General features: G+C 72.3%; 20 protein-coding genes and 2 pseudogenes. 15 read left to right on the plus strand and 7 right to left on the minus strand.

Annotated elements, in window-relative coordinates:
* Positions 1-332: 332 nt before the first annotated feature.
* Positions 333-902 (plus strand): hypothetical protein, encoded by a 570-nt coding sequence (locus ACFQGL_RS31445; protein ID WP_377516293.1) that lies wholly within the window; start codon positions 333-335, stop codon positions 900-902.
* Here the strand turns inward: ACFQGL_RS31445 and ACFQGL_RS31450 are convergent.
* Positions 875-2,692: a VanW family protein gene (locus ACFQGL_RS31450; RefSeq protein WP_377516294.1), complete on the minus strand. Its 1,818-nt coding sequence runs from the start codon at positions 2,690-2,692 to the stop codon at positions 875-877. The two genes, ACFQGL_RS31445 and ACFQGL_RS31450, sit on opposite strands and share 28 nt — an antisense overlap.
* 185 nt (positions 2,693-2,877) lie before the next feature.
* Here ACFQGL_RS31450 and nudC point away from each other — a divergent pair, with 185 nt between their 5' ends.
* A complete protein-coding gene (gene nudC / locus ACFQGL_RS31455) occupies positions 2,878-3,810 on the plus strand; it encodes an NAD(+) diphosphatase (protein ID WP_377516295.1) in 933 nt (310 codons plus the stop codon).
* On the opposite strand, the gene ACFQGL_RS31460 is transcribed toward nudC, so the two are convergent.
* Positions 3,707-4,984, minus strand: coding sequence for an MATE family efflux transporter (locus tag ACFQGL_RS31460; protein ID WP_377516296.1), 1,278 nt, complete (start codon positions 4,982-4,984; stop codon positions 3,707-3,709). The two genes, nudC and ACFQGL_RS31460, sit on opposite strands and share 104 nt — an antisense overlap.
* Positions 4,985-5,154: 170 nt before the next feature.
* Between ACFQGL_RS31460 and ACFQGL_RS31465 the strand changes: the two genes are divergently transcribed.
* The 5 genes and pseudogenes from ACFQGL_RS31465 to ACFQGL_RS32200 all read left to right on the plus strand — a co-directional run.
* Complete coding sequence (locus tag ACFQGL_RS31465) at positions 5,155-6,939, plus strand: MmpA family trehalose lipid delivery protein (protein WP_377516297.1); 1,785 nt, start codon at positions 5,155-5,157, stop codon at positions 6,937-6,939.
* Complete coding sequence (locus ACFQGL_RS31470; RefSeq protein WP_377516298.1) at positions 6,936-7,094, plus strand: hypothetical protein; 159 nt, start codon at positions 6,936-6,938, stop codon at positions 7,092-7,094. The genes ACFQGL_RS31465 and ACFQGL_RS31470 overlap by 4 nt, the downstream gene beginning before the upstream one ends.
* 30 nt (positions 7,095-7,124) lie before the next feature.
* The gene (locus ACFQGL_RS31475) at positions 7,125-7,946 is read left to right on the plus strand and encodes a glycosyltransferase (protein ID WP_377516299.1); all 822 of its coding nucleotides are present in this window, start codon (positions 7,125-7,127) and stop codon (positions 7,944-7,946) included.
* Complete coding sequence (locus tag ACFQGL_RS31480; RefSeq protein WP_377516300.1) at positions 7,943-9,400, plus strand: glycosyltransferase family 4 protein; 1,458 nt, start codon at positions 7,943-7,945, stop codon at positions 9,398-9,400. The genes ACFQGL_RS31475 and ACFQGL_RS31480 overlap by 4 nt, the downstream gene beginning before the upstream one ends.
* Positions 9,401-9,459: 59 nt before the next feature.
* Positions 9,460-12,618: pseudogene (locus tag ACFQGL_RS32200) on the plus strand (alpha-(1->3)-arabinofuranosyltransferase domain-containing protein); the annotation flags it as partial.
* 885 nt (positions 12,619-13,503) lie between these two features.
* On the opposite strand, the gene ACFQGL_RS31490 reads toward ACFQGL_RS32200, so the two are convergent.
* Complete coding sequence (locus ACFQGL_RS31490; protein WP_377516310.1) at positions 13,504-14,946, minus strand: acyltransferase family protein; 1,443 nt, start codon at positions 14,944-14,946, stop codon at positions 13,504-13,506.
* Between the two features lie 151 nt (positions 14,947-15,097).
* Here ACFQGL_RS31490 and pgfA point away from each other — a divergent pair, with 151 nt between their 5' ends.
* On the plus strand, positions 15,098-16,138 hold the full coding sequence (gene pgfA / locus ACFQGL_RS31495) for a cell envelope lipid trafficking protein PgfA (protein ID WP_377516301.1): 1,041 nt from the start codon (positions 15,098-15,100) through the stop codon (positions 16,136-16,138).
* Positions 16,139-16,211: 73 nt separating this feature from the next.
* Here pgfA and ACFQGL_RS31500 read toward each other — a convergent pair whose 3' ends face one another.
* The gene (locus ACFQGL_RS31500; RefSeq protein WP_377516302.1) at positions 16,212-16,946 is read right to left on the minus strand and encodes a class I SAM-dependent methyltransferase; all 735 of its coding nucleotides are present in this window, start codon (positions 16,944-16,946) and stop codon (positions 16,212-16,214) included.
* Positions 16,947-17,394: 448 nt separating this feature from the next.
* Here ACFQGL_RS31500 and ACFQGL_RS31505 point away from each other — a divergent pair, with 448 nt between their 5' ends.
* Together ACFQGL_RS31505 and ACFQGL_RS31510 are read left to right on the plus strand one after the other, a co-directional pair.
* Complete coding sequence (locus tag ACFQGL_RS31505) at positions 17,395-18,009, plus strand: DUF6230 family protein (protein WP_377516303.1); 615 nt, start codon at positions 17,395-17,397, stop codon at positions 18,007-18,009.
* Positions 18,010-18,085: 76 nt separating this feature from the next.
* Positions 18,086-19,777, plus strand: a complete 1,692-nt coding sequence (locus ACFQGL_RS31510; RefSeq protein ID WP_377516304.1) for a DUF6114 domain-containing protein — start codon at positions 18,086-18,088, stop codon at positions 19,775-19,777.
* A gap of 90 nt (positions 19,778-19,867) precedes the next feature.
* Here the strand turns inward: ACFQGL_RS31510 and ACFQGL_RS31515 are convergent, their stop codons facing one another.
* Positions 19,868-21,538, minus strand: coding sequence for a DUF885 domain-containing protein (locus ACFQGL_RS31515; RefSeq protein WP_377516305.1), 1,671 nt, complete (start codon positions 21,536-21,538; stop codon positions 19,868-19,870).
* A gap of 130 nt (positions 21,539-21,668) precedes the next feature.
* On the opposite strand from ACFQGL_RS31515, the pseudogene ACFQGL_RS31520 reads away from it, so the two are divergent.
* Positions 21,669-22,776: pseudogene (locus ACFQGL_RS31520) on the plus strand (DMT family transporter); the annotation flags it as partial.
* On the opposite strand, the gene ACFQGL_RS31525 reads toward ACFQGL_RS31520, so the two are convergent.
* Positions 22,659-23,729 carry a PHP domain-containing protein gene (locus tag ACFQGL_RS31525; RefSeq protein ID WP_377516306.1) on the minus strand — a complete coding sequence of 357 codons (1,071 nt, stop codon included), beginning with the start codon at positions 23,727-23,729 and terminating at the stop codon, positions 22,659-22,661. The pseudogene ACFQGL_RS31520 and the gene ACFQGL_RS31525 overlap by 118 nt on opposite strands.
* 29 nt (positions 23,730-23,758) lie before the next feature.
* Positions 23,759-24,523 carry a M23 family metallopeptidase gene (locus ACFQGL_RS31530; protein WP_377516307.1) on the minus strand — a complete coding sequence of 255 codons (765 nt, stop codon included), beginning with the start codon at positions 24,521-24,523 and terminating at the stop codon, positions 23,759-23,761.
* A 63-nt stretch (positions 24,524-24,586) separates the two neighbouring features.
* On the opposite strand from ACFQGL_RS31530, the gene ACFQGL_RS31535 reads away from it, so the two are divergent.
* From ACFQGL_RS31535 to ACFQGL_RS31550, 4 genes are all read left to right on the plus strand, one after another.
* Positions 24,587-24,979, plus strand: a complete 393-nt coding sequence (locus tag ACFQGL_RS31535) for a hypothetical protein (RefSeq protein ID WP_377516308.1) — start codon at positions 24,587-24,589, stop codon at positions 24,977-24,979.
* 109 nt (positions 24,980-25,088) lie between these two features.
* The gene (locus ACFQGL_RS31540; RefSeq protein WP_167627079.1) at positions 25,089-25,256 is read left to right on the plus strand and encodes a hypothetical protein; all 168 of its coding nucleotides are present in this window, start codon (positions 25,089-25,091) and stop codon (positions 25,254-25,256) included.
* A gap of 117 nt (positions 25,257-25,373) precedes the next feature.
* Complete coding sequence (locus ACFQGL_RS31545) at positions 25,374-25,901, plus strand: tRNA adenosine deaminase-associated protein (RefSeq protein ID WP_377516309.1); 528 nt, start codon at positions 25,374-25,376, stop codon at positions 25,899-25,901.
* A gap of 403 nt (positions 25,902-26,304) precedes the next feature.
* A complete protein-coding gene (locus ACFQGL_RS31550; RefSeq protein ID WP_417566768.1) occupies positions 26,305-26,736 on the plus strand; it encodes a nucleoside deaminase in 432 nt (143 codons plus the stop codon).
* Positions 26,737-26,784 lie beyond the last annotated feature (48 nt).

A 26,784-nucleotide genomic window follows, 5' to 3' on the forward strand; every position in this document is an offset into this window, starting at 1 on the left:
AGCGCCGATGGTACTGCACTCGTGAGGGTGTGGGAGAGTAGGACACCGCCGGACAATCTTTCAGAAAAGGCCACCCCGAATGGGGTGGCCTTTTCTGCGTCTGCACCCGACCGGCCACGCAATTTCGGGGAAGTTGCTGCCTCCGGACGCGTTCAGGCAGCAACTTCCCCGAAATTGTGCCGATCATGGAGGCGGGACAGCGTCGCGGGTTACCCAGCTGGCGGCCTTCGGGGCCCCGCTGGAGCCGTCGGCCGTCGATACTCAACTGCGGACCCTCCGAACGATGGGAGCGCAGGGTGCGAGCGACGAGCGGCGAACCCCCCTACGGGACGATGACCGAGTCACGGCGCGGGCTGCGAGCGGCGGCCCGGCTTGCGGTGCTCGCGCTGATCCTGTGGGCGATCGTCGACGTGCTCCGTACGGTCACCGCGGTGGGGTACTACGAGCACCGCATTGAGATAGCGACGCACGGCAACGTGGACGTGGTGCCCGCCTGGCTGGCGTACCTGATCGTCAGTGAGTTGACCCCGCGGGGCGAGCTGACCGCTACCGGCGACGTGCTGTGGATTCTCGGCGCGCTGGTCGCGGCAGGCGCCTTCAGCACGTGGCTCTACCGGGCGCGGCGCATCGCCGGCGACGCAACGGAGTGGGCGGCCGATTGGGCGATGGGCAGGTGGTGGCTGGGCGTGCTCGGCACGGCGTCGCTCTACCTGCTCGGCTGGCTGTACCGGGCGGTGACCGCGCACGGGAGCCCGCTCCACGGAACGGCGCTGGACACGCGGACGGTGGCCTACCCGCTGTGGGCGGCCGGGACGGTGCTGGTCCTGGTCACGGTGGTCCTCAGCACCCGTGTGGTACGGCGGGTCACCAACGCTCAGGACGGCTTCGGGCCGCAGACGTAACGCGGTTCCGCTTCGTAGCGCCAGGTGAACTTCTCCCGCTTGACCACCTTGCCGTCCTTCTTGATGACCCGGAAGGCGTCCTGCGTGAAACCGTTGATGCCGTTGCTCGGGATGCAGGTCGGGCCGGGCTCAAGGTGGATGAGCTTCGGGGTGGTCACGTTGCGGCGGGGCCCGTACTCGGTCTTGACGCTGTCGTAGATCTTCGTGCTCCAGATCGACACGGTGATCGTGCTCGACGTGTACGACGTGTCGATGAGCAGGCCGTGCGGGGTGTTGTTGCGGAACTTGAAGTCCAGGCTCGGCCAGAAGATGGTCGACTCGATGACCGCCGGGTACCGGTCGAACCAGTACGAGTGCGGCTTGTGCTCGACGTCCTCCAGGCCGGCGTAGTAGCTGGCGTTGAACAGCGTGGTGGTGAACTGTGAGGTGCCGCCGCCGACGCCCGGGACGAGCTTGCCGTCCAGGATCACCGGAGCGTCCCGGTAACCCTGCGCGTAGCCGCGCTCACCGGTGTGGCCGTTCAACGAGAACGTCTTCCCCGGCAGCACGATGGCGCCGTCCACCTCCTTGGCGATGGTGGCGATGTTCTGGCTGCGCGACGAGGCCATGCCCCCGGTGAACCGTGTGGTGAAGGTGGACACCCGCTCCTTGATGCCCAGACCGGCCAGCTTCTCCGCGGTCAGCTCGGGTGGGGTCGGCTTCAGCTCGCCGGTCACCTCGCGGCCGTCCGACTTCGGCAGCACCGCCAGCAGGTCGCGGCTCAGGGTCGCCGTGTCCAGCTGCTGGCCGGGCTGCCCTTCGGTGACCTTGGGCCGGCCGCCGGAGATCGCGATCGTCGCGTCCTTCGGCGGCACCTCGATGGCGGCCAGGTCGTCGCCGAGTGCCGTGCGCAGCCGCTTCACGTCGACCGTCGGGGTCAGTCGGCCGGCCTTGTCGGCGGTGAACCGCAGGCTCTTCGCGATGGCGGCGGGCGGGACCGTGACCGATCCCCTGCCGGTGCGCAGGGTGACCGGCGCGGCGACCGCCGGCTTCGCCAACTCGGCGACCAGCCGGTCCAGCTCCTCGGCGGTGGTCGCCGGGTGGCTCTCCACGAGCGGCACGGTGACCGGGGTGCCGGCCAGCCAGCCGGCGCGGACCACCTCGGCGGTGCGCTGCGGGTCGAACGCCAGCCCCGGCTTGGGCTGGACCACCTTCGGGGTGGTGCCCTGATAGGTGATCGCCGGCAGGGTCATGCCCTGGACCTGGTCGCCGAGCACCTTGCGCAGCGTGGTGTCGAGCCGGTCCGCGTCGACGGTGACCACCGGGTCGACGGTGCGGGACCCGACCAGCCGGCTGACCGGGTGCGCATCGGCCTCGGCCGCTGCCGCGACGGTGGCCGCCACGTCGACGCTCAACCCCACGTCGGCCGGGTTGATCTCGGCGGTGCGGTCCCCGACGGTGACTCGAAGCGGCGCGGTGAGGGTCGCCGCCCTGCGGTCCAGCGCCGCCTGTAGTTCACGGCCGGCCTCGGTGCGGCTCCGACCGCCCAGCTCGGCGTCGAGGACGTTGGTGCCCCGAGGCACGTCGCCGGCGTACGCCCAGGCGCCGGCACCCGCCACGGCGGCGAGCACTCCGCCGGTGACGCCGGCGGCGAGCAGCGTCCGCATCCGGCGCGGGCGGCGCGGGCCGTTCGCCGGCTCAGCGGTGGGTGCCGTGGCCGACCCCGGCCCGTCGTCCGGCCAGGTGACCGCGGTGACGAGCACGGTGGGCCGGTCGTCGGCGGGTGGGTTCTTTTCGCCGTACAGCGTCACTACTACCTCGATCGCCAGGTGCCACGGGAGGTCCGCCCATCCCGGAGGAGACCTACGGTAACGAATGCCCGGCCGTCGCGGCCGGCTGTGTCCCCCGGCCCTGGTACCGCGTGTCGTCCCCGGCGTGTCGCCGTGGGCCGGGGGCGGTGCCGGCACGTGTCGGCTGACGTGGCACGGTGACCCGGGTGAGCACTGCGGAGCGGGTGTTGGCGTACGGCGGCGGGTGGCTGGACCGGGCGGGGGCGCTGCGCGCCGAACCGGGCCGGTTGGCCGCGTTGCTCGCCGAGGCGACCACCGTGGTGCTGCCGCTGTGGCGGGACCACTGCCTGGTGACGGATGCGGCCGGGCCGGTACGGCTGAGGGCCGACACCGCCGGACCGGTGCTCACCGCCGCCGCCGACCAGACGGTCTTCCTCGGCCTGGACGACGGTACGGCGGTCTTCGCCGTCGACCTGTCCGGCCGTCCCCGCGCGGAGGCGCTCGACCTGACCGGTGCCGACTCCGCCGTGGATGTCCGGGCGCTGGTCGGCCGGCTGAGCCCGGCCGAGGCGGCCACCCAGGCGTACGCCCGGGGGTTGTTGCACTGGCACCGCCAGCAGCGTTGGTGCGGCAGCTGCGGAGCCACCACCGACTCCCGCGACGGCGGGCACGTGCGGGTCTGCTCGGGTGCGGAGTGCGGACGGCTGCTGTTTCCCCGGATCGAGCCGGCGATCATCGTGCTGGTGGTGGCGCCCGGCGGGCCGGGTGTGCCGGAGCGCTGCCTGCTGGCCCGGCACGCGGGTGCGGCCGAGGATGCGTACTCGACCCTGGCCGGGTTCGTCGAGGTGGGCGAGAGCCTGGAGGACGCGGTCCGGCGGGAGATGGCCGAGGAGGCCGGGATCGTCGTGGCCGACCTGAGGTACCAGGGATCGCAGGCGTGGCCGTTCCCGGCCGGGTTGATGGTGGGCTTCCGGGCCACGGCCGCGTCGGACGAGGTGCGGGTGGACGGCGTGGAGTTGCTGGATGCGCGCTGGTTCACCCGGGCGGAGCTGCGGGAGCGGCTTGCCGCGGGTCGTCCGCTCGGTCGGGTGGACTCGATCGATCACCAGTTGCTCGGCGCTTGGCTCGCGGCAGCCTGAGGAGCATCACCAGCGCGGTCGCCGCGGCGGTGCCGTAGGCGGACCACATGATCCCCTGGATCGTGTGCGGCGCGACGAACATCGTCAGGACGGCGAGACAACCCGCGGCCACCCACAGCGGCGCTGCGGGCCACCGGGTACCCGCTGCGATGTTCGCGTTGACCACCGCGAAGACCACCGCGTAGAGCGCGCCGGTGGCGGCGAAGTAGGGGGCGTACTCGCCCAGCGAGGCGTAGCCCGCGCCGCCGGCCAGCCCGAAGGCGAAGTCGCCGGCCAGGGCGGCGGCGGTGACGAGCAGGGCGCCGCAGGAGCCGACGATCACGAGTACGACGGTTCGGACGCGGTTGTTGCCGACGGCCAGGCGGGGCAGTGCCAGCACCGTGATCACCTGGGGTGCCCAGAGCGCGCCCTTGGTGAGCACGGTTCCGACCGAGTAGGCCCCGGACTCCGCCGGCGTCAACAGTTGTCGGGCGAAGATGAGGTCGGCGTACGACACCACGAGCATCGCCAGCGCGGCCGTACCGGCGCTCATCACCTGCTGGACCCGCAGGGCCGTGCCGGCCTCGGCGGTGCTGTTCTCATCGGTGGTCTCGCGTCGGGCGAGCCAGGCCAGGACCGGCAGTACGAGGTAGGTGGTCACCAGGCCGACGAGGAGGGTGTCGACGACGCTGGCGCCGAGGACGAGCGCGACGCTCATGCCCGCGTACCGGCCGAGGGCGAATACGCCCATGGCCCACGCGAGGCGCAGGAAGCGTTGCTCGCCCTGTAGTTCGCCGAGCCAGCGGCCGGCCAGGACGACCGCGACGGTCGTGCCGGCGACCAGCGCCATGACCTCCAGCGACAGGTGCAGTTCGGTCATCAGCAGCGGTGCCGTCACGACGACGGCGCCACCGGCGACGGCCGCGGTGCCGAGCGCGACCCGGTTGGTCGGTGCGCCGGGATGGCGGGCACGGTGCACGGCGACCGCCATCTGCAGGCCCACGCCGGCGACTCCGACGATCGCCACGAGGGCCAGCACCGTGGCCAGCACGCTCAGCTCCTCGACCGCCAACTTTCGGGCGCCGAGCATCGGGAGCAGGTAGGCCAGCCCGTTCGTCACCATCGCGGCGGCTGCCACCGCCGCGCCTGCCGCTCCCAGGCGACCCGGGCCGGCCCCGGGCGTCGTCTCTGTCATCGTGCCTCTTGTCGGTTCGCTGGGGGACGGCCGCCGCCCCGAGCTCGCGCCGTTGTCGCGGGTCGCCTCGCGGCGTCGTCAGGGCAAGCTACCGCCCGTGCTCCGCCTGTGCCTAGAGTGCTGTCCGGAGCCCCGGGTGCGATGTCGGGCCCGACTTCCCGTCCAGGTCTGTGGGGGTCCGTGTGCGCCGACCGTCACCGGAGTTCGGTCCGGCACTGCTCCGCGCTGCCGTCGTACTCCGTCGTTGGTGGCCGGAGGTCGTCCTCGGCCTCGGTGTGGTCGTGGCGATCCTGGGTCCGGTGCTCGGGCGTGGCTACGTCCTGCGGTACGACCTGGTGTTCGTACCCGATCCGCCGTTCGGCGCGATGGTCTGGGGCAGCGGTTCCGAGTTGCCGCGTGCGGTGCCCAGCGAGCTGCTGGCGGTGGGCCTGTCGCAGTTGATGCCGGCGGACATCGCGGAGAAGGTGCTTCTCGCCGGTTGTCTGGCCCTGGCCGCGGTAGGTGCGGCCCGGCTGGCTCCCGTCGGTCACCCTCTGGCACGAGTCGCGGCGGGACTGGGGTACGTCTGGAACCCCTGGGTGTACGGGCGGCTGCACCTCGGCCAGTGGGCGGTGATCGCGGGGTACGCGGCGCTGCCCTGGGCGTACGCCTGGGTGTTGGGGGTGTTGCGGCGTCCTGCGGACGGCGGCGGCCCGGGTCGGGGGGTCGCCGTCGCCGGCGGGGTCTCGGTGGTGCTGGGTGGGCCGGCGATGGTGCTGGCGGCGGTGCTCACCTGCGCTCCGGCGTTGGCCCTGGCCCGGCGGTGGCGGGCACTGGTGGCGGGTGCGGCGACGCTGGCCGGTCTCACCGCTCCCTGGCTGCTGGCCCTGGTGAACCGGGGCAACCCGGTCGACCTCGACGAGCGGGGGATCGCCGCCTTCGCCGTCCGTGCGGACACGCCACTCGGAGTGCTCGGGAGCGTCGCCACGCTCGGCGGCATCTGGAGCCGTCACGCCGTTCCGGTCGGGCGGAACCAGTGGGCGGTGGCCCTGGTCGCGCTGGTGCTCGCGGCGGCGGCGGTCTGGGGGTTCGTGCTGACCCGGCGGCGGTGGCCGTCGGCCGCCTGGTGGGGTCTGCTGGTCGGCGCTGTCGTCGGGACCGTGATCGCCGTGCTGCCGGCCTGGTCGCTGGGTGCGCAGTGGATGGTCGCGTTGGTCGAGCACGTTCCCCTGGCCGGTGCCGTCCGGGACGGCACCCGACTGCTCGCCCCGTTGGCGTTGCTCCAGGCGGTGGGCCTCGCTGTGCTGGTGGAGTCGTTGGTGGCGGCGGGTGCCCGGGCGCTGGCCCCACTGGTGATGGTCGCTCCGGTCCTGCTCCTGCCCGGCCTGGCCTGGGGCCTCACCGGCCAGCTCGAGACGGTGCGGTACCCGGCGGAGTGGACGGCGGTACGCGCGGTGGTGAACGGGGACGCCACGGGCGGCAGCCTGGTCTCACTGCCCTGGTCGTCGTTTCGGGCGTACCGCTGGGCGGGCGACGTGCCCGTGCTCGACCCGGCTCCGAGGGCGTTCCGCCGTCCGGTGATCGGTGACCAGGACGTGCTGGTCGGGCGGGAACGGATCCGCGGCGAGAGCCACGAGGCCGACCGGGTGGCGGCGGCGCTGGCGGTGCCCGGCGACCCGGGGCCGGCCCTGCGTCGGCTCGGCGTCCGGTACGTACTCATCCAGACCGATCAACCTGACGGCACCGGGATCCAGGGCCGCTTCGCGGATGCCGAGCTGGTCCGTCGGGACGGGACATTGACGCTGCTTCGCCTGGCTGGTGCTGGTTCTTCCAGCTCGGCGGGGAGTGTTGGCATTGCTCCGGTACTGGGGTATTCGGTACTCGGGGCCACCCTGTTGATCACCCTTTTGCACCCCGCGGCACGGCGGCGGCACATGCTACTGTCCGGTCACTTTTGTCGAAGGGACCGTCAATGAAGGCATCCTTCAATCCCCTCCTGACCGCGGTGATCGCCGCGGCAGTGGGTGCCGTGCTGGGAATTCTGGCCGTCTCGGTCGGGACCACCGCCGTTACGAGCAACAGCAAGCCGGCCAAGGTGGAGCAGCCCATCATCGTGTACGGCGAGCGCTGACGGCGCTTCATGGAGGTCCTTCCTCCTGACGTGTCGTCAGATGCGGTCGTTCTCGATGTCGTGGTGCCCGCCTTCAACGAGGCGCAGCGACTGCCTGCCACGCTGCTCCTGCTGCGGGCGGCACTTGCCGGCCTCGGTGTGCCCTGCCGGGTGACCGTGGTCGACAACGCCAGCACCGATGGAACGGCCGAGGTGGTGTCGACCGCGCTACCCGGCGCGGTCCCCGTCCGGCTGCTCTGGTGCGGCGAGCGTGGCAAGGGGTTCGCGGTGCGTACCGGTGTGCTGGCGAGCGACGCGCGCTACGTCGGTTTCTGTGACGCCGACCTGGCCACCGCGCCGGATAACCTCGGGCAGGTGCTGAGTCTCCTGGTCGACGGTGCCGACGCGGTGGTCGGTTCGCGCGCCCATCCCCGGTCGGTGGTCCAGGAACGGCACAGCCTGCTCCGACGGTGGGGTGCGGTGGCGTTCCGGGGTGCGGTCCGGCAGGTGGTGCGCAGCGTGGGTGAGACGCAGTGCGGGTTCAAGTTCTTCCGTGGCGACGTCGCGCGTCGGGCGTTCGCGCCCCTTCGGTGTGGCGGGTTCGCCTTCGATGTGGAGGTGCTGGGGCGCGCCGAGCGGGCAGGCGCCCGGCTGGTGGAGATCCCGGTCAACTGGGTGGACGTGCCCGGCTCGCGCTTCTCGCCGGTCCGCCACGGCTGGCAGAGCTTCGTGGACGTCGCGAAGATCCGGTGGCGGCTCCGGCGCGAGGACATCGCCCCCGCGCTGCCGAGCACGATGCCGATGCCGGTCGTCACGCTTCCGGTCGCCTCGGACGTGACCCGTGGCGCAGCCGCCGTGGGATTGCGGCCGTGAGTGTCGGATCCGCCCGGACCACTGCGCCACCCACCGCCGGTGCCGTCGTCGAGGGCCGCCGGATCGCGGTGCTCAACTGGAAGGACCCCTGGCATCCGGACGCGGGTGGTGCCGAGGTCTACGCGTGGCAGGTGGCCCGCGACCTGGTGACCGCGGGCGCGGAGGTCACCTTCGTGACCGCGCGTCCGGCCGGCCAGCTGGGCGACGAGGTTCGGGACGGCATCCGGATCGTCCGGGTCGGTGGCCGGTGGAGCATCTATCCCCGGGTGCTCGGCTGGCTGTCGCGGCGTCGGCGTCAGTTCGACGCGGTCGTGGACTGCCAGAACGGCATCCCGTTCTTCAGTCCAGCCGTCCTGCCGGCGGACGTGCCGGTGATCTGCGTGATCCACCACGTGCACGACCGGCAGTTCCGGCTGTACTTCGGCCCGCTCGTCGGCCGCTTCGGGGCGTGGTTGGAGGGGCCGGTCGCGCGTCGGGTCTACCGCCGTGGGGTGACCCTCGCCGTCTCACCCTCCACCGCGCTGGCCGTACGGGACCGGCTCCGCTGGGCGGGCCCGGTGGTCGTGGTGCCGAACGGAGCCGACGCGTCGTCGCCGCCGGTCGGCGTACCCGATGGTGGGGTGCGCGACGCGAGCCCCCGACTGGTCTGCGTCGGCCGGGTGACCCGGCACAAGCGGGTGGATCTGGTGCTCGACGCCGTCGACCAGCTCCGCAAGGGTCGGCCCGACCTGCGCCTGGACATCGTCGGCGGTGGGCCGGACGTGGAGACGATCCGTCGACAGGTCGACGCGAGGGCGCTGGCCGACGTGGTCACGGTCCACGGCCACCTGCCGTCCGACGAGCGGGACGCGTTGCTGAGCTCCGCGTGGTTGCACGTCTCCGGTTCCTGGGGCGAGGGGTGGGGCCTCGTGGTGGTGGAGGCCGCCGCCGCCGGGCTGCCCACCGTCGCCTTCGACGTGGACGGGCTTCGCGACGCGGTGCGACCGGGGCGTACCGGATGGTTGGTGAACGAGGGTGCGGATCCGGCGGGCAGCCTGGCCGTCGGTCTCGACCGCGCGCTGGACGACCTCGCGACGCCGGCGGACGCCGACCGGATGGCGGCCGAGTGTCGCGGGTGGAGCGCCGCGTTCCGCTGGGCGGACACCGGGCAGCGGGTCCGTGCGGTCCTGGGTGACCTGCTCGCACCGCGAGCGCTGCCCTGGGCGGCGCGGAACGCCTGCGTCACGGTGCGGACCGACCGGCCGGAGACCCTCCTGGCCCGGGTGGCTCCGCTGCTGCCGCACACCCGGCACGTCGCGATCGACGAGCACGGCCTGTGGATCCTGGTGCCGGGGGCTGAGCCGGCGGCGGTCCGGCAGGTGCTCATCGGTGCGGGTGTCGACGACGACGCCGTGACCGAGCGGGAGGCCAGCCCGGACGAACTGCTTACCGGAGTTCCGGTACGGCAGTGCTGACCGCCTGGTCGACCGCTCGGCGCACCCCCGGTATACCGTCCGCCACGGTGTCCCTGGCGGTGTGGCGCCTGCGTGAGCTGCTGGTCTGTCTGGCGCTGATCGGGCTGTGCGTCACCCAGGAGCCGGGGCTCATCGTGCCCGACACCAAGCTGGACATGGCCCTGGACCCGGGCGGGTTCCTGGCCCGGGCCATGCACCTCTGGACCGCCGACTGGCAGTTCGGCACGCTGCAGAACCAGGCGGTCGGCTACTTCTTCCCGATGGGCCCGTTCTTCTTCCTCGGTGAGGCGATGGGCCTGCCGGCGTGGCTCGTCCAGCGGCTCTGGATGGCGGCCCTGCTCTGCGTGGCCCTCACCGGTGTGGTGCGGCTGGCCCGCGCGCTCGACCTGGGCGGCCCGGCGTCCCGCCTGGTGGCGGGCGCGGTGTTCGCCCTCTCGCCCCGGGCGCTGTCCCTGGTCGGCACGGTCTCGCTGGAGTTGTTGCCGTACTGCGTCGCGCCGTGGGTGCTGCTGCCGCTGGTCAAGGGGGCCGCGGGCGGTTCGCTGCGGCGGGCGGCGGCGCTCAGCGGGTTGGCGGTGGTCTGCATGGGCGGGGCGAACGGGGCTGCCGCCGCGTGTGCCGTACTGCCTGCCTTCCTGTTCGTGGTGACGCGGGCCCCCGGGTGGCGGCGGGTCCGGCTGTTGGCCTGGTGGACGGTGGCGATGGTCGCGGCCACCTTCTGGTGGCTGGTGCCGTTGCTGCTGCTACAGCGGTACGGGTTCCCGTTCCTGCCGTTCACCGAGAGCGCGGCGGTCACGACGAGCGTGACCTCACTTCCGTCGGCGGTCCGTGGCTCGACGCACTGGGTGGGGTACCTGGCCGTCGACGGGGTGCCCTGGTGGCGCTCGGGATGGGCGCTGGTCACCGAGCCGTGGATGGTCCTGCTCACCGGCCTGATCGCCTGCATCGGCCTGGCGGGCCTGGCCCGTCGGGATCTGCCGGAGCGGCGGTTCCTGTTCATCGCGGCGCTGGTCGGGCTGTTGACCCTGACCGCGGGCAACCTGTCGGACGGTGGGGCCGCCTTCGCCGCGACGGTCCGGGAGGCCCTCGACGGTCCGCTCGCCGCGCTCCGCAACCTGCACAAGTTCGACGTCGTGCTCCGCCTGCCGTTGGCTCTGGCCACCGCACACATGCTGGACACCGTCGGACGGATCGCGGTCATCCGCCGGTTCACCCGACCCACCAACATGGCGCCCCGGCGGGTGGCGCTGGGCGTCACCGCCGTCGCGCTCGTCGCGGTCACCGGCGGCGCGGGTTCCGCGGGGCTCGCGGCGGGCGGCGGCTTCTGGGGCGTACCCGAGCACTGGCGGCAGGCGACCGGATGGCTCGACCAGCACGCCGGCCCGGGAACGACGCTGCTGGTGCCCGGCTCCAACTTCGCCGAGTACGACTGGGGGCGCTCGCTGGACGAGCCGGTCCAGCCCCTGCTGGACAAGCCGTGGGCGGTGCGCTCGCTGGTGCCGGCCGGCTCGGCGGGCAACGCCCGACTGCTCTCCGCCATCGACGACCGGCTCGCCGCCGGTACCGCCTCGCCGGGCCTGGCGGACGTGCTGGGTCGGCTCGGCGTGCGGTACCTGCTGGTCCGCAACGACCTTCGACAGCCGGTCGGCGCCTTCGCCTGGCCGCTGCTCGTGCACCGGACGCTGGACAGCGCACCGGGGCTGTTCCGGGTGGCCGCGTTCGGGCCGATCAGTGGGTTGAAGCCGGATCTCGGTGGGGCGTGGGACTACGGGCTGCACGAGCCGTACCCGGCGGTGGAGATCTACCAGGTGGACCGACCGACACCGCGTGCCAGCCTGGCGGACGCCGCGCAGCCGCTCGACCTGGTCGGCGCACCGGAGACGCTGCTGGATCTCAGCGACGCCGGTGTCCTCGGAGACCGGCCGGTGATCCTCGACGGCGATGCCCCGGCCGCGACCGGTACGGGCACCGTGCTCGCCGACAGCCTGCGTAACCGGGAGGTCGATTTCGGACTCGCCCGCGGCAACGGCTCGCGGACGTTCACCCCCGAGGACCAGCCTCGGCTGCCCCGCGCGGTGCACGACTTCCTCGACCCGGCCTGGAGTTCGTCGGTCACCTCGGCCGGTTACGCCGGGGTGACCGACGTACGGGCCTCCTCCAGCGCCGCCGACGTCGCGGGGCCGGCTGGGTTGCGTGACCCGTCCGCCACACCGTTCGCGGCCGTGGACGGTGACAGTGGCACGGCGTGGTTGTCGGACGGTGCGCGCAAACCGGTGGGTCAGTGGCTGGAGGTCCGGTTCCGCGACAAGATCCAGGCCGGGTCGGTGGAGCTTCAGGTGGTCGACGACGAGGTCCTCGGCGCTCCGGCGACGCGGGTGGTGGTCAGCACCGAAGGCGGGTCGTTCGTGCACTCGGTGACCGACGCGGGGCGGGCGCCGACGCGGTTGGCGCTGCCCTCGGGTCGTACCGGTTGGGTGCGGGTGACCATCGACGGTGTCGCGGGCCTCGACGTGCCGGGCCGTCGCGCGGGCATCAGGGACCTGCGGGTCCCCGGGGTGAGCCCCGAGCGGTACCTACGCCTGCCGGCGGTGCCCGAAGCCGCCGGTCCACCGGAGGTCGTCGCGCTCGCCCGCAAGGCCGTGGACCGGCCGGCCTGTGCGCTCTCCGGCGACCACTACCTCTGCGCGCCCAGCCTGATCCGCCAGGGCGAGGAGACCGGCCTGGTGCCGCGCCGCTTCGACCTGCCCGCCGCGGCGACCGCCAATCTCACCGGCCTGGCCCGCCCCACGCCGGCCACCGCACTCGCCGTGTACGACGAGCTGGTGGGCGGCTCGACCTTCACCACGTCGAGCGCGTGGTTCACGGACCCGGTCGCCTCGGCGAGGGCGCTGGGCGACGGCGACGACGGTACGGCGTGGTTGGCGGACCCGAACGACCCGCAGCCGACGGTGGAACTGCGCTGGACCGGGATCCGGAAGGTGAACTGGGTGCGGCTGCGGTTCGCGGCGAGCCTCGTCGCGGCACCACCGAAGACGGTGCGGATCACGGGGGACAACGGAATCCGTGAGGTGACCGTCGACCCGGACGGGATCGCCCGCTTCCCGGCCCTGCGTACCCGCAGCCTGTTCGTGGCCGTGACGTCGACGGTCCCGAGGGTCAGCCGCTCGACGGCGCTGTTCGAGCCGCAACCGCTCCCGGTCGGGCTCAGCGGCGTCGAGGTGCAGGGCATGCCCGAGGTCAACCAGCCCCGCGACATCGGCCGTACGGTGACCCTGCCCTGTGGTGCGGGCCCGACCATCGTCGTCAACGGGGCGCGGGTGCCGACGACGGCGTCCGGCACCCTGCGGGACCTGCGGGATCTGCGGCCACTGCGGTACCGCGCGTGCACGGTCGAGACGAAGACGACGGCCAAGACGAAGACGACGGCGAAGGCGGATGCCGACCGAGTCCCGCTGAGGGCGGGCCCGAACGAGGTCGCCGCCCCGGCGGACCGGTTCGTCATCGACAGCGTGATCCTGACCGGCGAGCCGTCGGCCCGAGCCGCCGCCGTCGAGCCGTCCCGCCAGGCGTTGACGGTGCTCGGCTGGGACGACCAACACCGCTCGGTCGAGGTCGGGCCGGGCGGCGCCAGCTACCTGGTCGTCCCGGAGAACGCGAACCCGGGCTGGCGGGCGACCCTCGACGGCGTACGGCTCGAACCGACCCGCCTCGACGGGTGGAAACAGGCGTGGCTCGTACCGGCCGGGGCCGCCGGACGGGTCGAGCTGGTCTTCACACCCGGCGTGCAGTACGCCCTCATCCTGCGGATCGCCGCGGGTCTGCTGCTGCTCCTGATCGTCGCCGCCCTGCTGCCCGCCCGGCGTCATCGGCCGTCGTACCCGGTGGTCCCGTCCTCGATGCCGACCGCGCCGGTCCTCGCGATCGGTGTGCCCGCGCTGCTCGGGGGCCTGGTGGGGCTCGGCTGCGCGGTCGTGGTGGTGGCGCTGCACCGGCGCCGTACGCCCACTCCCACCTGGATCTGGGTACCGGCCGCGCTGGGGCTCACGATGTACGGGACCGAGCGGTGGTGGTTGTGGCGGGTCGGCTCAGAGCCGATCGCGGACCTACTCGTCGCGGTCCCGGCCGGTCTGCTGCTCGTGGCGATCGCCGCGCTGGTGCTGCGTTTCCGGCGCGTCCGGGGCAAGTACGAGTCGCGCCGGCAGCGTCGTCTGCTCGGCCGGGCCGACCGCCGCGGTCTGCGGCACGGGCACCCGGACGGGCGGCCTGACGCGCCGACTCTCGACGTAGCGCCGGAGTCGCTGCGTCGGCCACTCGATCAGGTAGTAGCTGCCGGCGGCGACCGGGATCGTGAGGGCCAGGGTGAGCGTCAGCAGCACCCAGAACGAGCTGTCCATCCGGGTGAATCCGAGCAGTCGGAAACAGGCCTCCAGGGCGAGGAGATGCCAGAGGAAGATGCCGTAGGAGATCCGACCGAGGAACCTGAGCACCGGCTGGAGCAGGAGCGCGCGCGGCACCCCGCCCGATCCGGGGCCGACGAGCGGGGCGATCACGCACCAGGCGACGAGCAGGAACACCAGGTGTTCGGTGACCGACTCGATCGCGGTGGCCGGCTCGACGCCACGGGGACCGGCGATCGGGGTGCTGGCGATCCAGAGCAGCGCGCCGGCGATGAGCCACGACGTACCGGGGGCGAACGTGAAGACGCGGAGCCCGCGCGGGGTGGCGGACCACAGGTCCTCCTCGCGTCGCCCGGATCCACTCGCGCCCGGGGCCAGGTGCGGGAGGAACGGGGACGAGGTCGTACTGGCGGGCCAGGAGGCGAGCACGGCGAGCACGACACCGACTCCGAACCAGTCCAGGAAGGCGGGCAGCCAGAGCACCGCCAGACCCGGTAGCGGCGAGTCGGTTCCGTGCGCGTTCGCGTTCCAGGCGAGGCCGGCCAGGACGAGTGCGACGCCGAGTGCCAGCTGGCGGCGGGCCCGTCCCAACGGGGTACGACCGCCCAGCCGCCGGCCGAACACCGCGATCAGTGGCAGCGCGAGGTAGAACGTCGCCTCGGTGGCCAGGCTCCAGGTCTGCTCCATCCCGACCGGGAGTCGCAATGGCTGATAAATCTGCGCCAACAGCAGGGGGATTGCCCAGTCCCAGAGTGACCGCAGGTAATCGATGTTGAGCCAGAGCAGTGCGACGACCGCCATTGCCCAGTACCCGGGCAAAATGCGCAGCGCCCGGTGCCAGAGGTATCTCCGAACGGACGGCTGCGGGTGCGCGGAAATGGCGGCGACCGCGAATGGCCGGTAGAGCAGGAAGCCGGACAGGGCGAAGAAGAGTGCCACGCCGACGTCCAGTCTGGCCAGCAGCCCTCCGAGGCGTCCGAACGAGTTGGTGAACCCGCTGAGAAAGGAGACATGGTGGACGACCACACCGAGCACCGCCACCGCGCGGAGCCCTTCCAGAGCGGGTAGCCAACCGCCGGAACGGTCGGTATTTGGCGCGGACGGGCGCGCTTCACCGCTGATCGGTACCGGTCTGACAGGTCCGCTCACAGGTCCTCAACATCCCATTTGATGCGGCAGCCGGACGGCTGCCACCTGCCAGAGTCGGTACGGCTCAGGAGGCCGCGTCGGACCATATCCGAAATCGGTCTCGTCATGTACTGTCAGCCGACTAGTCGAGCTTTACAAGGGGAGGAGTTACATGCGATCCACGTCGGGTGCCGTCCTGGTGGCGGCGGGCGCGTTCCTGATCGTCGGGGCCGTGGCGACGCCGTTGACCCTCGCGCCCGCTCTCGTCAAGTTGCCCCTGGACCAGAGCTCGGTGACGATTTCGACGGCCCAGAACGCAACTGTTCTTGACTTCAGCACCCTGTCCGAGCGGAGCGGGGTCGGCCTCACCGCCCACCGGGCCGTCCGGGGAGATGTCGACGCCGGCAACGCCGACCGGACGGTCTTCAACGTCGGTGTCCGGGTGATCGACGACGCCGGCAAGGAGATCACGCTCAGCACGGACCGGGTGGCCCTGGACCGCCGGACGGCGGAGGCGGTCGCCTGCTGTGCCGAGGACATCAACGGCACGCCCTTCAAGCACGAGGGCCTGACCTACACGTTCCCGTTCGGCACCGAGAAGAAGACCTACCAGTACTTCGACAACAGCGCTCGGAAGTCGTACCCCGCCAAGTTCGTGGGGACCGAGGAGCTGCAGGGGTTGACCGTCTACAAGTTCGAGATGACGGCCGAGCCGATCCAGATCAGCGAGATCAAGGTCCCGGGCAACCTGGTCGGCTCGACCGAGCCCACGGTGACCGCCGGCCGCTACTACGCCAACACCCGCACCCTCTGGGTGGAGCCGGACAGCGGCGTGATCGTCAAGGGCCAGGAGAAGCAGCTGCAGACCCTCCGCGACGCAACCGGCGCGGACAAGATCAAGATCATCGACGCCACCCTCACCTTCACCGAGGAGACCCAGAAGCAGCAGGCCAAGGCTGCCAAGGACGCGCGGGGTCAGATCAACCTGCTGACCGGGGTGCTGCCGATCGCGCTGGGCGCCCTCGGCATCCTCCTGCTGCTGCTCGGTCTGTTCCTCGTCGTCCGCGCGTCGCGCCGTGGGCCCGCCGCCACCGCGGTGCACGCCGACGACCGACCGACGACCGACCAGCCGTCGGAGGCGACCGCGGAGCCGGTCGAGGAGCCGACGGTGCCGGCCGGTGGACGCCACGCCTCGGACCGCAGCGAGCCGTAGCACCAACGCACGCCGACCTGACTGGGCCGGTCGACCCTCGGGGGTCGGCCGGCCCGGTCCGTTTCCGGGTGGGTCAGGCGCGGCGTACCGCGTACCGGGTGCACACCCAGTCTTCGGTGTACGGGAGGTCGGGCCGCTGCCCGACGATGTCCCCGCCGTGCGCGGCCATCAGTCGCATCATGTCGGCGTGCGGTACGGCGGTCATGCTCATCGGCGCGGGGTAGTTGAGCAGGCGACGCTGTGCCCAGCTGATCAGGCGGAAGGGCGCGACCTGCCAAATGAGGCCCTTCGCCGTACGCGCGGGCTCGGTCGGCAGCCCCACGACCGCGATCCCGCCGGGCCGCAGGACCCGCAGGAACTCGGCCAGGTAGCCCTCGATCGCGGGGCGCGGCAGGTGCTGCAACACCAGGGCGCTGTAGACCAGGTCGAAGTGGCCGTCGGGGAACTGGCTCAGATCCGGCGCGTCGTTGAGGACGAAACGGATGTTGCCGGCGCTCTGGTCCAGTCGCCGGGCGGTCTCCAGCATGGACGGCGCGATGTCGACGCCGACGACCTCGTCCGCGTGCGGGGCGAGTGCCTGGGACAGTCGCCCGGCTCCGCACCCGAAGTCCAGTACCCGTTCCCACCGCGTGGGCAGGTCGAGCTGGCGCAGCCAGCCGGTCGTCTCCTCGACGTCGGCACGGCCGGTGGCCAGGAACTCCTCGACGTCCCACCGTCCACCGCGTTTACCGGGCTGAACGAGTACGGCCCAGAGCGGATCCTCGGAGCCCAGCTTGGTCCAGTCACGCCGCACGTCGTTCAGATTCACGCCGAAACAGTAGGGCATCGGAGCGTCCGCCGGGATCGACCGGTTCCTCGGTCGGCCGGATGTTCGGATGGGCCGGCCGGTCCGAACGGCTCGCCCGGGCGGCGGCGATGGCTGGCGTGGACGGTGGCCGTGACCTGCGTACTTTACAGCCGTTACCTGATTGTAATCCGTCGATGGGTTCGTCGCTCTCCGTCATCAACCGGAGAGTGTTTGCCGGATTTATAACCTATTTAGGCTTCCGCGCGTCCACAAGGGTCGACGGTCCGTGATGCCGTCGCACCTCTCGGTCGCCGATGTGTTACCGCCCGGTAATCAGGGGGTTGTGAGCCGCGCCTCAGCGGGTGCACCATCAAACCCGATCGTTACCCGCCGGTAACAGGCGACGGGCCGGGTGCGGGGCCATCAGTTCGGGACGGCCACCCGCACGCATCCATCCGAGGAGGAACCCGTGCAGGATCGGTTAGACAATCAGGGCCGTACCCGGTGGCGGCGGTTCGCCGCCCTGATGGTGCCCACCACGGCCGCCGTCGGTGCCATCCTGTTCGGGATGTCGACCGGCGCCATCGCGTCCGACATCACCGTGTCCGGGCAGACCTTCAAGATCGGCGCCAAGCGCCTCGAAGGGGACGGCTTCAAGCAGTACGGCGGCATCGTCCGGGAGAAGGGCAAGGACGGCAAGGTCCACCCGATCGCCCTCTCCGAGATCAGCAGCGCGGATCTCTACAGCCTCTGCCAGTCCGTCCGCGCCGACCTGCCGGGCGTGCCGGTGGTGCTCACCATCAACGCCGGTGAGGGCAAGGAGCCCGCCCACGCACAGGACCTGCTGATCGCGATGGACTCGCTGGAGGGCAATGCGACGTTCACCAACATCAAGATCGGCCGGGACGCGACCGACCTGAACCCGACCGCGCAGGCGGGCTCGTTCGGCCAGAACTCCGAGCACGTCACCATCACCAACCTGCAGCAGGTGTCCCGGTACACCACCGCGGCCTCGTTCAACCTGGTCGGGCTCCGGCTGAAGGTCAACGTGGGCGACGACGCCAAGGGCAAGGAGTGTTTCTGAGGTGAGCCGAGGCCCGCGGTGGTCGACCACCGCGGGCCCGTTCCCGTCCCGGTCCCCGCTCCGGCAGGAGGAGTACGTGACAACCGCCAACCCGTCGCACGCCCGGCCCAGCGGTACGACCCAAGCGTGGCGGACCTTCCGCCGCTGGCAGCGGAGCCGGCCGTTCTGGGGTGGCCTGCTCACCGCTCTGGCCGGACTGGAGATGTTCGGCTCCACCCGGATGACCATCAACGGACTGAGCTTCCACAGCGGAGCCACCGGGCTGCTCTCGCTGCTGATCCCGGCCATCCTGGTGACCTGCGGTCTGCTGCTCTGGCTCAGCCCTGCACATCGACTGTTCTACTCGATCGTCGCGGCGGTCACCACGGTCTACTCGCTGATCGGGCTCAACCTCGGCGGTTTCTTCGTCGGCCTACTGCTCGGCATGGTCGGCAGCGCGCTCGCCTTCGCCTGGACGCCAACCCGGCCCGCGCCAACCGAAGCCGACCAGGCCGAAGCGGCCCAGACCGACGCCGCGCCGATCGAAGCGGCCCGGACCGAAGCGGCCCGGACCGAAGCGGCCCGGACCGAAGCGGACCGGACCGAGGCCGACGGGACCGAAGCGGCCCGGACCGAGGCGGACCGGACCGAGACCGACGGGACCGAAGCGGCCCGGACCGAGGCCGACGCTGAGCCGGCCGGGGCGGAGCAGGTCGGCGTCGACCAGGTCGGCGTCGACCGGGCTGGCGTCCTGCGGCCCGCAACCGAGCAGGTCGACGGGGCGCGGGCCAGCGCCGCCGGTGCCGACGAACGGGCCGAGGCTGGCGAGCGGTCCGGTGCCGGCGAGCGGTCCGACCACCCGACGGTCGATCTGGGCACACCGGGTGAGCGGCCGAGCGGTTCGGCCAACCCGCGTACCTTCACGATCGTCCTGGTGGTGCTCGGTCTCGCCGCGACCGGGCTGGCCATCCAGCCCAGGCCGGTGCAGGCCGCACCGAGCCGGCCCGCCGCCACCGCCTGCCCGACACCGTCCCGGACGCCCACCCCGTCGCCCACCCGCACCACGCCTACCGCGACCCCGACAGCCAGCCCGACTCCGGGGCGGACCTCGGGCGGCAACCTGATCAGCGACATCCTGCACGGGATCGGCGACCTGCTCACCGGTGGCCGCCGGGGGGCCAGCGCGACTCCGTCGGCGAGCCCGACGGCGCAGCCGACCGCCACGCCGACCCGGCCGCCGGCGACCCGCCCCGGTTCCACCGCCTGCCCGACGGCGCCCCCGGCGCGGCCGGGCACGTCGGGTACGACGGCACCGGGCAAGGTGGAACCGGGCAAGCCCCTGCCGCGCATCGCCCCCGACCCGACGCTGCCGAAGGTGGCCCAGACGCCGTCCAAGCTCACCGGCACCAAGGTGACCATGACCGGCCTTCGGTTCGACGGGATCACCGACCTGCAGTCCGAGAAGGGCACTCTCAAGGTGCTGAAGTTCAGCATGCAGGAGGCGGTGACCGACGACTTCCTGCTGCGCGCCGACGGCCCCCAGGGGCGCAGCCAGCAGTACGCGACCGACCGGCTGACGGTCCGCGGCGACGTGGCCTTCTATTCCACCCGGTTCGTCGCTCGGCTGCTCGGGATCAAGGTCACTCTGACCCCGGACCTGCCGTTGCCGGACGGCATCCCGGTCACCCTGCCCATTCCGATCACCTTCACCGACCCGGTCATCGACCTGGCGTACGTCACCAGCGACACGCTCACCGCCCGGCCGGCGTTGGCGCTGAGCCTCGGCTGACCAGCGCGTCCAAGCACCACCCGGCGCTGGCCGGCACCGCCCCGGTCGACTTCGCCCCGGTCGGGACGTCCCGACCGGGGCGGGTACGACTCAGAGCCGGGCCAGCGCCCGGCGCAGCGGGTCGAGGCCCAGCGCGCCCAGGTCCAACGCCTGCCGGTGGAACTCCCGCAGGTCGAAGTCCGCGCCCTTGCGGGCCTTCGCGTCGTCCCGCGCCTGGAGCCAGATCCGCTCACCGACCTTGTACGACGGTGCCTGCCCCGGCCAGCCGAGGTAGCGGTTCAGCTCGAAGCGCAGGTTCTCGTCCGGCACCCGGCAGTGCGCCCGCATGAACTCCCAGCCCAGCTCGGGCGTCCACCGCTCGCCGGGGTGGAAGCCGAACGGGTTGTCCTTCGGGATCTCCAACTCCAGGTGCATGCCGATGTCCACGATCACCCGGGCCGCGCGCATCGCCTGCCCGTCGAGCATGCCCAGCTTGTCGCCGGGGTCCTCCAGGTAGCCCAGCTCGTCCATCAACCGCTCCGAGTAGAGCGCCCAGCCCTCGCCGTGCCCGGAGACCCAGCAGAGCAACCGCTGCCAGCGATTGAGCAGGTCGGCCCGGACCGCGGTCTGCGCCACCTGGAGGTGGTGACCCGGTACGCCCTCGTGGTAGACCGTGGTCACCTCCCGCCAGGTGGAGAAGTCGGTGATGCCCTGCGGCACCGCCCACCACATCCGGCCCGGGCGGGAGAAGTCCTCGCTCGGCCCGGTGTAGTAGATGGCGCCGTCACTGGTCGGGGCCAGGCAGCACTCGATCCGACGGACCTGCTCCGGAATGTCGAAGTGGGTGCCGTGCAGCTCGCCGATGGCCTTGTCGGCGAGCGCCTGCATCCAGTCCCGGAACGCCTCCTTGCCCTGGATGGTCCGTGCCGGATCGGCGTCCAACTTGGCCACGGCCTCGTCGACGGTGGCACCGGAGCCGGCGATACGCCCGGCCACGACGCGCATCTCCGCCTCCAGGCGGGCCAGCTCCGCGAAGCCCCAGGCGTACGTCTCGTCCAGGTCGACCTTGGCGCCGAGGAAGTACTGCGAGGCGAGTTCGTAGCGCTCTCGACCGGCGGCCTGCTTGTCCCGCCCGTGCGGTGCCAGCTCGGCGCGCAGGAACTGGCCGAACTCCGCCGTCGCGGCAGTGGCGGCCGCCGCGCCCCGGCGCAGCTCCGCGCCGAGGCTGCCGTCCGCACCCAGCCGCTCGACCAGCCCGTGGAAGAAGTTGTCCCCGTTCGGGTCGACCCAGATGTCGCACTGCTTGGCCACCTCGACCAGCTGCACCTTGGAGCTGACCTGACCGGCGGCGACAGCCTCGCGCAGGGTCGTCTTGTAGGCCTCCAACGCGCCGGCGAAGCCGTTGAGTCGGGCGGCGATGTTGGCCTGCTCGTCGGCCGTCGATGTCGGCATGAGGTCGAAGACCATGCGGATCTCGTGCAGTCCGCTCTCGATCACACTGATTTCGCTCGTCGTCTCGCCGGCCTCGTAGCGGGCCAGGTCCAGGCCGAGCCGTTCCTGCATGGCCTCCTTGGCGGTCCGTTCCGACTCGGTGGCCGGTTCGGTCACTTCGAGGTCGGCGAGCGTACGCCGGGTCAGGTCGGCCCGTGCCGCGTAGCCCTCGGGCGACAGATCGTCGAGCTGGTCGTCATGGCCGGCGATGCCGACATGGGTGGCGCCGGTCGGGCTCAAGGGCGCCCACTCGGCCACGTAGCGGTTGGCGAGTTCATCGATTCGTCCCACGCTGCGACCCTACGTGACCACCCGGTGGTGTTGTCGACGGCGTTTGTCGTGTTCAGGTGGCAGATGTGGAGCGAGCTGGGTGTCCGAAAGTCGCACGACTTTGTCGTACGACTGCGGCAGAGTGTCAGGGGTGACGGCCGATACCACTCCTGACAAGGCGCCGCTGCGCGCCTGGCTGCCAGGCTTCGTGGCCCTCGCCGCGATCTGGGGCTCCAGCTTCCTGTTCATCAAGGTCGGGGTGGCCGAGCTGCACCCGGTCCAACTCACCCTCTACCGGGTCTCCACCGGGGCGCTGACCCTGCTGGTGGTGCTCGCGGTGCTGCGCGACCGGCCGCCCCGTGAGCCCCGGGTCTGGGCACACCTGACCGTCGTCGCCGCGTTCGGCGTGGCCGTGCCGTTCACCCTCTTCGGCTACGGCGAGCAGCGTGTCGAGTCGATGTTGGCCGGCATCTGGAACGCCACCACACCGCTGATCGTGCTGCCGCTGGCCGTGCTGGTCTTTCGTACCGAGCGGCTGACCGTGCGCCGTGCCGTCGGGCTCGGGCTGGGCTTCGTCGGTGTGCTCGTGGTGCTCGGGGTCTGGGAGGGGATCGGCGGGGCGCACTTCACCGGGCAGCTGATGTGCTTCGGCGCGGCCGCCTGCTACGGCGTCGCCATTCCGTACCAGAAGCGGTTCGTCGCCGGCAGCACGCACTCCGGCCTGTCGCTCTCCGCGGCGCAGCTCCTGCTCGCCGCCGCGCAGTTGGCCATCGTCACCCCGTTCGTCGCGGGCGCACCGCCGCTGCCCACCGAGCTGTCGCCGAAGGTCGTGGCCAGCGTGCTGACCCTCGGCGCGCTCGGCACCGGGCTCGCCTTCGTGATCAACATGCGCAACATCCGGGTGGCCGGGGCGAGCACCGCCTCCACCGTCACCTACCTGATCCCGATCTTCGCGGTGCTGATCGGGGCCGTGGCGCTCGACGAACGGCTCAACTGGCACCAGCCGGTCGGCGCGCTCATCGTGCTGCTGGGGGTCGCCGTCTCGCAGGGCGTGTTCGGCCGGCGGCGTCCCCGGGTGGCGGTCGGCGTCCCCGCCGTGCCGGCGGCCGAGCCGGCCACCCAGCGCTGACCTACGTCGAGGTCAGCGTCGACCCTGCGTCCACGCGATGAGCTGCTCCGCCGACCAGGTGTTGACCACCCGGTCGGCGGGGACGCCGCAGCGGGCCGCCCGCTCGCAACCGAACCGCTGCCAGTCGAGCTGGCCGGGCGCGTGCGCGTCCGTGTCGATCGCGAACCGGCAGCCGGCCTCCAGGGCACGGCGGATCAGCCGCTTCGGCGGGTCCTGCCGCTCCGGCCGCGAGTTGATCTCGACGGCGGTGTCGTGCTCCGCGCAGGCGGCGAAGACCGCGTCCGCGTCGAAGTCGCTCTCCCCCCTGGTCCGGGCCCGGTGTCCCCGATCGCCGGGCCCGGTCACCCCGGCCGGGCGGGACGACACCATCCGGCCGGTGCAGTGACCCAGGATGTCCAGGTGCGGGTTGGCGACCGCGGTCAGCATCCGCCGCGTCATCTTTGCCCGCTCGTCCTTCAGGCCGCTGTGCACCGAGCCGACCACCACGTCCAGCCGAGCCAGCAGGTCGTCGTCCTGGTCGAGCGAGCCGTCGGCGAGGATGTCCACCTCGATCCCGGTGAGAATCCGGAAACCCTCCGGCAGCGCCGCGTTGACCTGCGCCACGTGATCGAGCTGACGGCGCAGCCGGTCGGCGGTCAGCCCCCGGGCCACCGTCAGCCGGGGCGAGTGGTCGGTCAACACCATGTATTCGTGGCCCAGCTCCACCGCGGCCAGCGCCATCTCCTCGATCGGCGAGCCGCCGTCGGACCAGTCCGAGTGGGTGTGACAGTCGCCGCGCAGCGCCTCGCGTAGTGCTGCCGCCTCGGCGTCCAAATCGCTGCCCTCGGTGGCTACCAACCGGCGCAGATAGACCGGCTCCTCGCCGGCCAGTGACTCCGCCACGCAGCGGGCGGTGACGTCACCGACCCCGGTCAGCTCGGTCAGCGTGCCGTTGCCGGCGCGCTCGGCCAGCTCGGCCGCCGGCAGGCCGGCCAGCGCCGTCGCCGCCGACCGGAACGCCCGCACCCGGTAGGTGGCCTCGTTCGCGCGTTCCAGCAGGAACGCGATCCGGCGCAGGTCGGCGATGGGGTCCCGGGCTTTCATCCCACCGAACCTAGCCGCTGCTTGGTCCCTCAGGGAGCCTTCGGACAGCCGTGTTTGCGCTGCCACGCCGTGACCTCGGCGGCCGGTTCCCGATTGCCACCACGCCGCCACGAGTCCAGGTAGCGCGCCGGCCAGAGCACCCCGCGCCGGATCCACCAGCCGTCCCGACCCGCACACGGCGGTGAGATGCCGAAATGCAGGTGACAGACGTTGTTCGCATTACCGGTGCGGCCCACCTTGCCGAGCTGCTGCCCGGCGCGGACCCGGACCCCGGCGTTCACGCCGGTGGCCACACCGCTCAGGTGCGAGCCGTAGTAGCGCACCCCGTCGTCGCCGAGCAGGGCCACGGACAGGCCGCCGTTCTCCGGACCCTGTGGCCCGCGCTTGTCGTACCGGTCGGTGCGACTCACCTCCAGCACCGTCCCGTCGGTCACCGCCACGACCGGCTCACCGCAGTCGGCGAAGATGTCCGTCGCCGGGTACGCCCCGTGCGTCGGGTGATAGGCGACGTTGTCGGCGCGTACCGGAAACACGTGCCGCAGCCCGGCGCGCGGCGCGGTCGCCGACGGCCCGGCCGACGACGGCGCCGGGCGGGCCGAGCCGGTCGGTGCCGCAACGGTCGGCGTCGCCGCGGGCTGCTCGCCGGTCGCCCAGACCGCGGGCGGCGTCGGCGCCACGCCATCCGGAGGCGCCCCAGGCCGGGTGGTCGCGCAACCGGCGGCCAGCACCGGGGCGAGCAGCAGCAGAATCGGGTACGCCGGACGCACGCGGCGACCGATCGTGGACGACGGCATCCGGTCATCCTGGCAGACCGGTACCGTGGGCACGAGCGGCGCGCGTGACGGGAGGCAGCGACTGTGACGATCGCCCAGCCTGATCCCGGTTCGGCTCCCGGCGCCGCCGCACGTGCGGTGCCGCGTACCCCCTCGGGGCTCTTCCCGGCCGGGCCGCCGACCCGGCCCACCTACCGCGAACCGCACCGGGTCACCGGCGCCGGTGTCGCCGCGGGCGGCGGCGCGGCGGCCGGGTGGCTGCTGCTGTTCGGCCTGCTCGGCACCGATGTGGCCAGCTACGCGTGGTGGACGGTGGTGGCCGGCCTACTGGCCTGGGCGACCGCCCTGGTGCTGGTGCGCTACGGCGATCGGGGGGTGGCGACCGGGGTGGCCATCGTCACCGCCGGTGGCTGGAGCATCGCCGCCGCCGTGGTGGCGGTCCGCTGGGCGACCGGTGGTGACTGGCCGCTTTGGTGACCGGTTTCCCGGCCCCGGATCGGATGTCGGCGACTGCGCCGCGTGCCCGGTTGGCTGCGTAGCGAACGCCGTCTTGACGTGGCCGCTGAGACTCGGCACGCTCGGCACTATGGCCTGGACCACCCCGCGGCAGGACCCCGATCGAAGCCGCCGCCGCCTGCAGCTTCTCGCCGAGTTGGCGGGGGCCCGGGCGGTACGCCAGCGCAACCGGCCGCAGCGGCTGCGTACCGAGCGTCTGCGCCAACTCATCGCCACCCGTCGCCGGGTCGCCGGCTGATCCGACTTTGTCACGATTGGCCGGCCCTTCGGGGCGTTGACCGGTCGGCTGCCGACCCGACCGGCTAACGTGCACGCGTAACGAGTCGGCGCTGTGCCGAGGGCTATTGGGGGGACCGTGTCGTACTTCGCTGCGGCCGTGGTGCGCGACGACAGCGGCTGGAGCGCCGCAGAGGTCAATCTGCGCGGCGCCACCGACATCGACGAGGTTGCCGACCGGCTGCGGGACGTCGATCAGGACGCCGAGGTGTCGCTGCTGTTCGTCGAGGCGGACGACGCGTACCTGGTGATCCTGCGCCTCGACGAGGGCGAGGACCTGCGGGTGTTCGGGTCGGACTCGGCGTACGCCGAGGAGTCCCGTCTCGGTTCGTTGCTGGTCGGTGATCTGAAGACCTCGGTCACCGGGCTCGACGAGGTCGACGAGCCGCGCCCGACGTCCAGCGGTGACGAGGAGAGCGAGCAGCCGGCCGTCGACCCGGAGGCCGACCCGGTGGGCGAGGCCGACCTCCTGGCCAACCTGGGCATCTCCGCGCAGAAGCTGCTGGCCCTCTGCGCCCACGAGGGCATGATGCCGGCCGACGTCACCGCCGAGGTATGCCAGGTGCTCGGCTGTGTCGACGAGGTCGAGGAACTGCGTGAGGTCTGATCCCGACGGATCGGGTTCGGGCGGTGTGACGGTGCCCCTGGGCGGCGCGGAGCCGGCCGACGCCACCGATCCTTCGCTGGGGACGGTTCGGCCCGGCCAACCAACTCCCGGCGCGGTGGGCCGTGTGGGCCCGGGTGCTGCCGAAGGGCTGGCCGACCCGGGCGAGGTCGGTCGACGGCAGCGGCACGAGCTGTGGATGCGCCGGGCCTTGGAGGTCGCGGTCACCGGCCCCGCCGCCGGCCCTGTTGCGGGCTTGGTTGGTCCGGGCGCTGGCGGCGTGGGTCCGGGTGGTGCCGGCGTGGGTCCGGGCGCTGGCGGCGTGGGTCCGGGCGGTGCCGGCGTGGGTCCGGGTGGTGCCGGCGTGGGTCCGGGCGCTGGCGGCGTGGGTCCGGGCGCTGGCGGCGTGGGTCCGGGCGCTGGCGGCGTGGGTCCGGGTGGTGCCGGCGCGGCGATCGATGACGTGCCGGTGGGTGCGGTGCTCTACGGGCCGGACGGCACCGAGTTGGCGATTGGCCGCAACGAGCGGGAGTTGACCGGCGACCCCACCGGGCACGCCGAGGTGCTGGCGCTGCGCCGGGGCGCGGAGCGGCTCGGCCAGTGGCGGCTGGACGGCTGCACCCTGGTGGTCACGCTGGAGCCGTGCACCATGTGCGCCGGCGCGCTGGTGCTGGCCCGGGTCTCGACCGTGGTCTTCGGTGCCTGGGAGCCCAAGACCGGGGCGGCCGGCTCGCTCTGGGACGTGCTGCGCGACCGCCGCCTCAACCACCGCCCAGAGGTCTACGGCGGAGTACTAGAGCCCGAAAACGCAGCCCTCCTACGAGCCTTCTTCCGCTAACCCCCCCCGCCCCCCCCCCCCCCCGCCCCGGTCTTGGGCTCCCAGGCA

The sequence above is a fragment of the Micromonospora vulcania genome, from assembly GCF_042658605.1.
GTDB lineage: Bacteria > Actinomycetota > Actinomycetes > Mycobacteriales > Micromonosporaceae > Micromonospora > Micromonospora vulcania.

Coding starts and splice junctions, on each gene's coding strand:
- ACFQGL_RS31445 (WP_377516293.1), top strand. CDS start 333: ATGACCGAGTCACGGCGCGGGCTGCGAGCGGCGGCCCGGCTTGCGGTG.
- ACFQGL_RS31460 (WP_377516296.1), bottom strand. CDS start 4,984: ATGACAGAGACGACGCCCGGGGCCGGCCCGGGTCGCCTGGGAGCGGCA.
- ACFQGL_RS31470 (WP_377516298.1), top strand. CDS start 6,936: ATGAAGGCATCCTTCAATCCCCTCCTGACCGCGGTGATCGCCGCGGCA.
- pgfA (WP_377516301.1), top strand. CDS start 15,098: ATGCGATCCACGTCGGGTGCCGTCCTGGTGGCGGCGGGCGCGTTCCTG.
- ACFQGL_RS31525 (WP_377516306.1), bottom strand. CDS start 23,729: ATGAAAGCCCGGGACCCCATCGCCGACCTGCGCCGGATCGCGTTCCTG.
- ACFQGL_RS31530 (WP_377516307.1), bottom strand. CDS start 24,523: ATGCCGTCGTCCACGATCGGTCGCCGCGTGCGTCCGGCGTACCCGATT.
- ACFQGL_RS31540 (WP_167627079.1), top strand. CDS start 25,089: ATGGCCTGGACCACCCCGCGGCAGGACCCCGATCGAAGCCGCCGCCGC.